This is a genomic window from Streptomyces sp. IBSBF 2435, assembly GCF_036815005.1.
Taxonomy (GTDB): domain Bacteria; phylum Actinomycetota; class Actinomycetes; order Streptomycetales; family Streptomycetaceae; genus Actinacidiphila.
The window spans coordinates 1-10266 of the sequence record NZ_JAJSYW010000220.1; the positions used below are offsets into that span (position 1 = coordinate 1).

Below are 10266 nucleotides of genomic sequence, written 5' to 3' on the forward strand. Positions count from 1 at the left end.
GACCGGGATCGCCGACGCCCGCAGGCCCGGCACCCCCGCCGGAGACGCCGGCCAGCGGCTCCGTACTCCTGCCGGCGGCACCCGCACCCGCAGGCCCGGCGCCCCCGTCCGGCGCCGTGACGGGCGCCGACGCCTGCCCGGCCGGGGCAGCCTGCCGCGCCGCCGGCACCTCGGCCCCGCCCGCCGCGGGCGTCAGCGCCAGCACCCGGCCGGCCAGCGGCAGAAGCGCGGGGCGGTGCGCGACCAGGATCGTCGTGCGGCCCCTGGCCAACTCCCGCAGGGTCGCGATCAGCGCCCCTTCGGTGTCGCCGTCGAGATTGGCGGTCGGCTCGTCGAGCAGCAGCAGCGGCCGGTCGGCGAGGAAGGCGCGGGCCAGCGCGATGCGCTGCCGCTGGCCCGCCGACAGCCCGGCGCCGTCCTCGCCGATGACGTCATCGGGGGCGGCGAAGCGCAGCGCACCCGCGGCGGCGAGAGCGGCGTGCAGGTCGGCGTCGGCAGCGTCGGGGCGGACCAGCCGGACGTTGTCCGCGATCGTGCCGGGGAAGAGGTGCGGGTGCTGGGGCACCCAGGCGATCTGCCGGTGCCAGGACGCCGGATCGATCGCGCCGAGGTCGGTCCCGTCGACGAGGACGCGGCCCTGCGCGGCGGGGGCGAAGCCGAGCAGTGCGCTGAGGAGTGTGGACTTGCCGATCCCGCTCGGCCCGGTCACGGCCAGCGTCTCCCCGGGCGCGAGGGTGAAGGAGGTCGGCGCCAGGGCGCCCTCGCTGCGTACCGCGAGGCCCTCGACCCGGACGGTGGCGGTCCGCAGATCGGGCGCGGGAAGGCTGCCGGGCACGGTGGCCGGCTCGGTCTCCAGGACCTCGAAGACCTGCTCCGCGGCGGCCAGCCCTTCGGCCGCCGCGTGATATTGCGCCCCGACCTGCCGCAGCGGCAGATACGCCTCGGGGGCCAGGACGAGCACGAGCAGCCCGGTCCGCAGCGACAGTTCGCCGTGCACCAGCCGCATGCCGATGTCGACGGCGACCAGCGCGACCGAGATGGTGGCGAGCAGTTCCAGCACGAAGGACGACAGGAAGGCGATCCGCAGCGTCTTCAGGGTGGCCCGTCGGTAGTCGCCGGTAATGGCGCGGATGTTGTCGGCCTGGGCCTTCGCCCGCCCGAAGACCTTGAGCGTCGGCAGCCCGGCGACCACGTCGAGGAAGTGCCCGGACAGCCTGCCCAGCAGTTGCCACTGCCGGTCCATCCGGTCCCGGGTCGCCCAGCCGACCAGCACCATGAACAGCGGGATCAGCGGCAGGGTGAGCACGATGGTGAGCGCCGAGATCCAGTCGGCGAAAAGGATGCGGGCCAGCACGACCGCAGGGACGACCGCGGCGAGCCCCAACTGCGGCAGGTAGCGCGCGAAGTAGTCGTCCAGCGCGTCGATGCCGCGGGTGGCGAGGGTGGTGAGTTCGCCGCTGCGGCGGCCGGTCAGCCAGCCGGGACCGAGCACGGTCGCCCGTACCAGCAGCCGGTTGCGCAGTTGCGAGGTGACCGCCGCGCCGGCCCGGTGCGCGCACAGTTCGGTCAGCCAGGCCACCAGTGCCCGGCCCACCGAGACGGCCGCCAGCCACAGCAGATCGCCGCCCAGCTGCCCTGCGCCGTCGCCGTACTGGAAGCCGCCGACGACCAGATCGGCGATCAGCGTCGCCTGCGCGACGATCAGCCCCGCGCCCAGCAGGCCCAGCCCGACCGTGCCGGCCAGGAAGACCCGGGTGGTGCGCGCATACCGCAGCAGTCGCGGATCGACGGGTTTCACGTGGAACATCCCCTTCCGCGCCGACCGTGTTTCACGTGGAACATCAGTGCGCGCCTTCAGCGGGCCGACCCGTCGGCTGACCTGCGGCGATGTGCTGGGTGCCGATCCGCTTGCGGAAGACCCAGTAGGTCCACCCCTGGTAGAGCAGCACCAGCGGAGTGGCGACCGCAGCGCACCAGGTCATGATCCGCAGCGTGTACGGGGTCGCCGAGGCGTTGCTGACCGTCAGGCTCCAGGCGCTGTCGAGCGAGGATGGCATGACGTCGGGGAAGAGGCTCAGGAAGAACAGGGCGACCGTCGCCGCGATCGTCACCCCGGAGAAGGCGAACGACCAGCCCTCCCGCCCCGCGATGTTCGCACCCAGCGCGAGCGCGAGGGCGACGGCGGCCACGATCAGTGCCACCAGGCTGCGGCCGTTGCCGCTGACCGCCTGCGTCCAGATCAGGAAGGCCAGCGCCAGCAGCGCCGCGACCGCGCCGATCCTGGTGGCGAACGCGCGCGCCCGCTCCCGTATCGGGCCGACCGTCTTGAGCGAGGCGAAGACGGCACCGTGGAAGGTGAACAGCGCCAGCGTCACCAGACCGCCGAGCAGGGCGTAGCCGTGCAGCAGGTCCCAGAAGCCGCCGACGTACTCCTTGTGGGCGTCGATCTTCACGCCGTGCACGATGTTGGCGAAGGCGACCCCCCACAGGAACGCCGGCAGCAGCGAGGTCCAGAAGATCGCGTGCTCCCAGTTGCGCTGCCAGCGCTCGCCGTCCCGCTTGGCGCGGTATTCGAAGGCGACCCCGCGCACGATCAGGCAGACCAGGATCACCAGCAGCGGCAGGTAGAAGCCGGAGAAGAGGGTCGCGTACCAGTCGGGGAAGGCGGCGAAGGTCGCTCCTCCCGCGGTGAGCAGCCAGACCTCGTTGCCGTCCCAGACCGGGCCGATCGTGTTGATCAGCACACGCCGCTCGCTACGGTCGCGGGCCAGCAGCTTGGTCAGGACGCCGATCCCGAAGTCGAAGCCCTCCAGGAAGAAGTACCCGGTCCACAGAACGGCTATCAGGACGAACCAGACGTCGTGCAGATGCATGATCTCTCCTCCTGCCGCTCAGTACGAGAAGGCCATCGGGCGGTCGTCGGCGTCCGTGCCGCCGCTGTCACCGCCGATACGGGTGGGGGACCGGCGGTCCTCGTCGGTCAGTTCCGGCGGGCCGGCCTTGGCGTACTTCAGCAGCAGCCGGACCTCGATGAAGGCGAGGACGGCGTAGAGGCCGGTGAAGACGATCAGCGAGGTCAGCACCTCCCCGGTGGACACCCCTGGGCTGACCGCGTCCCGGGTGCGCAGCACTCCGTAGACGACCCAGGGCTGGCGGCCGGTCTCGGTGAAGATCCAGCCCCAGGAGTTGGCGAGCAGCGGGAAGACCATGGTGAGCAGTGCCAGCCGCCAGTACCAGCGGGACAGTCCGGGGCCGAACCGGGTCTTCCTGGTGAGCATCAGGTTCGGCACCTCGTCCTCGCCGGTCCGGTGCTCGGGCGCCACCCACAGGCGGCGCCGGGTGAGCCACAGCCCCGCCGCGCCGACCCCGATCGAGACCACGCCGAAGCCGATCATCCAGCGGAAGCCCCAGTAGGCGACCGGGATGTTCGGCCGGTAGTCGCCGGGGCCGAACTTCTGCTGCTCGGCCTTGTTCACATCGTTGATGCCGCCGACGTAGGAGGTGAAGTTGTCGGTGGCGAGGAAGGACAGCAGATTGGGGATGTCGATCGCGACCTCGTTGTGGCCCTTGCTGACGTCACCGACCGCGAAGATCGAGAAGGGCGCGCCCTTCTGCCCGTCCCACAGCGCCTCCGCCGCGGCCATCTTCATCGGCTGCTGCTTGAACATCACCTTGCCGAGCGTGTCCCCGCTGATCGCGGTGAGCGCGCCGGCCACCACGGCGACCACCAGGGCCAGCCGCAGCGACGAGCGCATCACGGCAATGTGCTGCTTGCGGGCCAGGTGGTAGGCGGCGATACCGATCATGAAGGCAGCGCCGGTCAGGAAGGCCGCGGACATGGTGTGGAAGAACTGCGCGAGCGCGGTGTTCTGGGTCAGCACCGCCCAGAAGTCGGTGAGTTCGGCCCGCTTGGTCTTCGGGTTGTAGCGGTAGCCGACCGGGTGCTGCATCCAGGAGTTGGCCGCCAGGATGAAGTACGCCGACAGCACCGTCCCGATCGAGACCATCCATATGCAGGCCAGATGGATCTTCTTCGGCAGCTTGTCCCAGCCGAAGATCCACAGCCCGATGAAGGTCGATTCGAAGAAGAAGGCGATCAGCGCCTCGAAGGCGAGCGGGGCGCCGAATATGTCGCCGACGAAGCGGGAGTAGTCCGACCAGTTCATGCCGAACTGGAACTCCTGGACGATGCCCGTCACCACACCCATGGCGATGTTGATCAGGAAGAGCTTGCCCCAGAACTTAGTGGCTCGGAGGTACTTGTCCTTGGACGTACGCACCCAGGCGGTCTGCAGGCCCGCGGTGAGCGCGGAGAGCGAGATCGTCAGGGGGACGAAGAGGAAGTGGTAGACGGTCGTCACGCCGAACTGCCACCTGGCGACGTTCAGTGGCTCCAGAGCGAGCTGCACGATACGTCTCCTTTTGCGTCGCGCTTGTGAACGTGAACTCATTCACAAGCAGTATCGCGCACATGTGTTCGCCCCCTGCCACCGGGGGGTGGTCAGGGGGCGATTCCGCAGGTCGGAGCCGCTGCGGCCGGGTCGTAGGGGTCGGGGGAGTACCGGATCCCGGGCCGGTCAGATCCCCTTGCGGAAGCCAGCGGCGGTCCGCAGCAGCAGATCGTTCGCCGGGGTCTCGCCGACCGTGATCCGGACGCCCTCGCCGGGGAACGGCCGCACCGTCGTACCCGCCCGCTCACAGGCCGCCGCGAAGTCCGCCGTGCGCTCCCCCAGCCGCAGCCAGACGAAGTTGGCCTGGGTCTCCGGAACCGTCCAGCCCTGCGCGGTCAGCTCGCCGACCACCCGGGACCGCTCGGCGACCAGGCCCGCCACCCGTTCGAGCAGCGCCGGCTCGGCCCGCAGGCTCGCCACCGCCGCGTCCTGGCCCAGCTGGCTCACCCCGAAGGGCACCGCGGTCTTGCGCAGCGCGGCAGCCACCGGCTCGTGCGCGATGGCGAAACCGACCCGCAGCCCCGCCAGGCCGTACGCCTTGGAGAAGGTCCGCAGGACGGCCACATTGGGCCGCTCCCGGTAGAGGTCCGTGCCGTCGGGCACCTCGGGGTCGGTGTTGAACTCGCGGTAGGCCTCGTCGAGCACCACCAGCACATCGCCCGGCACCCGGTCCAGGAAGCGCTCCAGCGCGGCCTTGCGCACCACGGTGCCGGTGGGGTTGTTGGGGTTGCAGACGAAGATCAGCCGGGTCCGCTCGGTGACAGCGTCGGCCATCGCGTCCAGATCGTGCCGCTCGGCGGCGTCCAGCGGCACCTGCACCGCCCGCGCACCGCTGATCCGGGTGATGATCGGATAGGCCTCGAAGGACCTCCAGGCGTATATGACCTCATCGCCCGGGCCCGAGGTCGCCTGCAGCAGTTGCTGCGCCACACCCACGGACCCCGTGCCGGTCGCCACATGCGCGGCCGGGACCCCGAAGCGCGCCGCCAGCTCGGCGGTCAGCTCGGAGCAGGCCATGTCCGGATAACGATTGAAGGACGCCGCAGCCGCGGTGGCCGCCTCCAGGACACCCGGCAGTGGCGGGTACGGATTCTCGTTGGAGGACAGCTTGAAAGCGGGTGCGCCCTCCTCCGCGGCCGGCGGCCGTCCCGGCTTGTAGGTGGGAATACCGTCCAGTTCCACGCGCAGCTTGGGGGTCTCGGGGCTCATGGCCACACCCTACGAGGACCGCGCCGACCTGGGGAGTGCGGTGCGCCACAGCGGCCGGCGGCGCTTCCGGCGCGCGGGCGCAGACGGCTCCCGGCTGCTCCCCGCGGGGTGGCGCGAAACCGCCTCGCGGCCGCTCCGCGTCCTTGTGCCGAGGGCGGCGCCCCCACCATGCTCCGGTGGCGCGCCGGGTGGCGCGCATCCCTCGTAGGGGTGACTTGCCGCCACCGGTTCCATTGGGCCATTGGTCCACGGATCGCCGTGCTTGCGCCCGTATCTCCTTAACTCCCGCCCTGCCGTCTGCATATTCCACATTGCATAACGTTTTCGATCATGCAGAAACCTTCCTTCTCGGTGCCCAGCAGGGTGGCGGCCGAGCGGGCCAAGGCCGCCCTAATATCAGCACGCCATGACAGCAGCAGGGAATCACCAGGCGAGCCGGCCCGTCGGACGCCGGCTGGAGCGGGCGGGGATCAGGGATGTCGCCGCTGCCGCCGGCGTCTCGATCACGACTGTCTCCGACGCGCTCAACGGCAAGGGCCGACTGCCCGACGCCACCCGACGCCATGTCCGTGAGGTCGCCGACCGGTTGGGCTACCGCCCCTCCGCCGCCGCCCGCACGCTGCGCACCGGCAGGTCCGGACTCATCGGCCTGACGGTGACGACATACGGCGAAGAACCGTTCACCTTCACCGAATTCGCGTACTTCGCGGAGATGGCAAGGGCCGCCACCTCCGCCGCGCTTGCCCGCGGCTACGCCCTGGTCATCCTGCCCGCCTCCTCACGGCACGACGTGTGGGGCAATGTGGCGCTGGACGGCACGGTCGTCGTCGACCCCTCGGACCAGGACCCGGTCGTCACCGAACTCGTCCGGCAGGGCGTGCCGGTGGTCAGCGACGGCCGCCCGGCCGGCAGCCTGCCGGTGCACGCCTGGGTGGACAACGACCACGAGGAGGCCGTACTCGGCATCCTCGACCACCTCGCGGCCGCCGGGGCGCGCCGGATCGGCCTGCTCACCGGCACCAGCACCGACACGTACACCCGGCTGTCGACCACCGCGTATCTGGAGTGGTGCGAACGCATCGGCCAGGAACCGGTCTACGAGGCCTACCCCGCGCACGATCCCTGTGCGGGCGCCGTCGCCGCGGACCGCTTACTCGCACGGCCCGACCGGCCCGACGCCGTCTACGGGCTCTTCGACCCCAACGGCACCGACCTGCTCGCCGCCGCCCGCCGCTACGGACTGCGGGTGCCCGACGACCTGCTGCTGGTGTGCTGCAGCGAGAGCACCGGCTATGCCGCCACCGAGCCGCCGATCACCACGTTGTCGCTCAAACCGCGCCGGATCGGCACCGCGGTCGTGCAGTTGCTCATCGACGCCATCGAGGGGGTCGGCCCGGCCCAGCCGGTGCAGCAGGTGATGCCGACCGAGCTGATCATCCGCACCTCCTCGCAGCGCCGCGCGCACCGCACCACCGTCAGCCCGCCGCGCGGTCCGGCCCGTGGGGAGGGTTAAGGTCCGAGGACGGCGGTCCGGACCGGGCCGCACTGCGGCGACGCGCGGTACCGTCCATCGTCAGGCCTTCGTAGTGCCATGGTGGCTACGGGGTGTTTTGTCTTTACCGTGCGAAAACCAGCTGCCCGGGTATGTCACAACGCGACAGCGTCATTCCTATGATGGGCGGATGGCGGCGCGATCGTGGAGGGGTCGATGACTCAGGGGGCAGGTCAGGGGGCCGAGCCCGGGACCGCGGACAGCTGGCGTCCCGAGGCGGCTTTTGAACGCGCGGCAGGTTACGAGCACGCGTTGGGCATCCCGCCCGCGCCCGCGTTCGAGCAGGCCGCGGGCACGGCGGACGCCGCACGGTACGAAGCAGCCGCCGCGTACGGGCACGAGCCGGCGGGCGCCGGCTACGAGCACGCGCGTGAGCCGGCCGGCGGTTACGGCCATGAGCACCAGCCTGCCGCGGGCTACGGGCAGCAGAACGCGATCGGCGGCTACCCGGCGCCGGCTCCCGTCCCGGCCTTCGACAGCGCGCCGCCCGCGCCCGTGCACGCCCCGACGGTGCCCGCCCCGCCCCGGCCGTACGAACCGACCGAGCCCGACACGCAGCTGGTCCCCACCGACTACACCCCCACAGAACGCGACCTGCCGGTGATCGCCGCCCCGTCGCAGACGGCGGCGGAGCGGGCGGAGCGCCCCGGTCCGCTGTACGTCGTCGGCGATGTGCACGGCTATCTCGACGAGTTGCTGGCGGCGCTCGGCGAGCGCGGCCTGGTGGACGGCGAGGGCCACTGGTCGGCGGGCAGCGCGCGGCTGTGGTTCCTCGGCGACTTCACCGACCGCGGCCCGGACGGCATCGGCGTGATCGAACTGGTCATGCAGCTGTCCGCGGAGGCCGCAGCGGCCGGCGGATACTGCCGCGCCCTGATGGGCAATCACGAACTGCTGCTGCTCGGCGCCCACCGCTTCGGCGACACGCCCGTCAATTCCGTGGGCGGCACCGCCTCCTTCCTCGCCGCCTGGCGCCTCAACGGCGGCCAGCCCTCCGACATGGAGCGCCTCGAAGACCGGCATCTGACCTGGATCTCCCGGCTGGACGCCGCCCACCTCACCGACGACCATCTGCTGGTGCACTCCGACACCACCGCGTATCTGGACTACGGCAGCAGCATCGAGGAGATGAACGACGCGATCACCGGCGTGCTCCAGCGCAATGACGCCGATGAATGCTGGGACCTCTTCCGCAAGCTCACCAAGCGCTTCGCCTTCCGCGGGGACGACGGCCCGCAGGCCGCCCGCGAAATCCTCGGCACCTACGGCGGCCGGCGGGTGGTCCACGGGCACAGCCCGATCCCCTACCTGCTGGGCGAGGCCGGCGAGGCGCCGCAGGACGGCGAGGAGCGCGGCCACACCGTGAGCGGTCCAATGGTCTACGCGGACAGTCTCGCCGTGGCAATGGACGGCGGCGTCACCATGGAAGGCCGCCTACTGGTTGCCCAACTCCCGCTGATTGGCTAACCTCCACATTTCCTGGTTGCACCCTGTCTCGGTCTGACCTCCCCGCTCTACCATCGCTTTATCCGTAGGCACACCGCTCTCCGCGCATCCGGCCGGTCGAGCCCGTTCCCGTGACGGAACACCGGCCTCGCTCGGGGAGTCGGAGCATCGGGGGATGCACATGACCACCGCTCCACACCTGCTCAACGAAGACCGCCCTGATTTCGAGCACGTTCTGGACGAGGCCCTGCGTATCGTCCTGGACGAGGAGGAAGCCCGGGGTCCCGGACGGCCGGACGGCGCCATAGGCGACGGCCTGCCGCTGAACGCCGAGCAGTTGCGCACCCTTGCGCTGGCCGCAGCCGAGCCGATCAGCGGGCGGGCCGCCGCCGAGTACGACGCTTACCGCACGCTCCGCGCGCAGACGCGGGAAGCGGTGCGCGAGGCGGCGCGGTCCCGCGACAGCAGGGCGTTCGGCTATGCCGCCATGGGCGTCGCTGACGGTGCGGGCTCCGGCGCGGGGCTGGCCGCCGTCATCGCCGTCCTGACACCGCTGCTCGCCGGAGCCGCGGCGCTGATCTTCCTGGTGATCGGCTACTCGATGGACGCGGTGGACCCGCAGCCCGCCATCGCCTCACCGCTGCGCACGGCGGGCTGGTTCTTCGCCGCGGTCGCCGCCGCGTCGATCCTGCTCGGCGCGATCGGGCTGCTGCTGACCGCGCTGCGGGACGGCTCCAGCGCCATCCACGACTCGCCCGACGGGATGCCCCCTGAGGTGCTGCAGGCCCGCGAGACGTGGCATCAGGCGCTGCTCGACCGCGGGCTGCTGCCCTTCCTCGACGCCGCGCTGAACGACACCTCGATCCCTGCCGCGCCGTCCGTCGCGCCCTCCGTGCCGCGGATTCCGCGCCTGGGCTATTCGAGCCCCGACTACTCCTCGCCGCAGGACACGGAGCCGCGGACGTCCGCGCCGCGTTTCAGCAGTCCGGATTTCAGCAGCCCCGACTTCGGCAGTCCGGATTTCGGCGGGCCCGGCCGCGCGCCGGAATGACCTCACCCTGGTGACGCCGTTCCGGCCCGCCGCAATGTGCGGCGGTCTGCGCGGCGACGTCTGCACCACCTTCTGGGGCGACGTCCGGGGCCGCGTCCGCCGGAGTGAGGCCGAGCCCCCCCGGTTGGCCGACCCCGGTCGCGCCCGGCGTGTGACGTTGTTTGACTCATCCCGTACCTGGTCAGACGGGAGAAGCCCATGCGCGTCCGCCGTACGCTCGCCGCCCTGTGCTCGATCGTCCCGCTGGTGTGGGCGGCCACGGGCTGCTCGGACACCTCGGGCGGCCGGATCACCGCCACCCGCGGCGCGGACTTCAGCCAGAGCATCGTCAATCCGGTGCAGGGGAAATGCCAGGAACTGGCGCCGCTCGGGGTGGACGAGGTCATGAACGGCACCGGCATCGACATCGTCCTGCACAAGGGCCCGCACTGCACCGACCCGGCCGGCCGCCCCAGCTCCTACCTGGCGTCGACCTTCTCCGCCAACGCCGTCGTGGCCCTCGGCCTGTGGCGCAGCTTCTCCACGGTCGGCTGGCCACCGCCCGTCCCACCCACCTG

At 71.2% G+C, this 10266-nt stretch carries 8 protein-coding genes; 4 read left to right on the plus strand and 4 right to left on the minus strand.

The features are described 5' to 3' along the window. The 4 genes from cydD to hisC all read right to left on the minus strand — a co-directional run. Positions 1 to 1798 (minus strand): thiol reductant ABC exporter subunit CydD (gene cydD / locus V7E46_RS29575; protein ID WP_333771295.1); only part of this gene is annotated, 1798 nt, incomplete at its 3' end. Positions 1799 to 1841: 43 nt separating this feature from the next. Beyond that, positions 1842 to 2873 carry a cytochrome d ubiquinol oxidase subunit II gene (cydB, locus tag V7E46_RS29580; RefSeq protein ID WP_333771296.1) on the minus strand — a complete coding sequence of 344 codons (1032 nt, stop codon included), beginning with the start codon at positions 2871 to 2873 and terminating at the stop codon, positions 1842 to 1844. A gap of 18 nt (positions 2874 to 2891) precedes the next feature. Beyond that, entirely contained in the window at positions 2892 to 4409 is a 1518-nt protein-coding gene (locus V7E46_RS29585; RefSeq protein WP_333771297.1) for a cytochrome ubiquinol oxidase subunit I, read from the minus strand. Between the two features lie 168 nt (positions 4410 to 4577). Beyond that, a complete protein-coding gene (hisC, locus tag V7E46_RS29590; protein ID WP_333771298.1) occupies positions 4578 to 5660 on the minus strand; it encodes a histidinol-phosphate transaminase in 1083 nt (360 codons plus the stop codon). A gap of 406 nt (positions 5661 to 6066) precedes the next feature. On the opposite strand from hisC, the gene V7E46_RS29595 reads away from it, so the two are divergent. From V7E46_RS29595 to V7E46_RS29610, 4 genes are all read left to right on the plus strand, one after another. After that, positions 6067 to 7173 carry a LacI family DNA-binding transcriptional regulator gene (locus V7E46_RS29595; RefSeq protein ID WP_329177014.1) on the plus strand — a complete coding sequence of 369 codons (1107 nt, stop codon included), beginning with the start codon at positions 6067 to 6069 and terminating at the stop codon, positions 7171 to 7173. Between the two features lie 195 nt (positions 7174 to 7368). Further along, entirely contained in the window at positions 7369 to 8679 is a 1311-nt protein-coding gene (locus tag V7E46_RS29600) for a metallophosphoesterase (protein ID WP_333771299.1), read from the plus strand. Between the two features lie 154 nt (positions 8680 to 8833). After that, on the plus strand, positions 8834 to 9709 hold the full coding sequence (locus tag V7E46_RS29605; RefSeq protein ID WP_333771300.1) for a hypothetical protein: 876 nt from the start codon (positions 8834 to 8836) through the stop codon (positions 9707 to 9709). 198 nt (positions 9710 to 9907) lie between these two features. Beyond that, a partial coding sequence (locus tag V7E46_RS29610) for a hypothetical protein (RefSeq protein WP_333771301.1) occupies positions 9908 to 10266 on the plus strand: 359 nt, incomplete at its 3' end.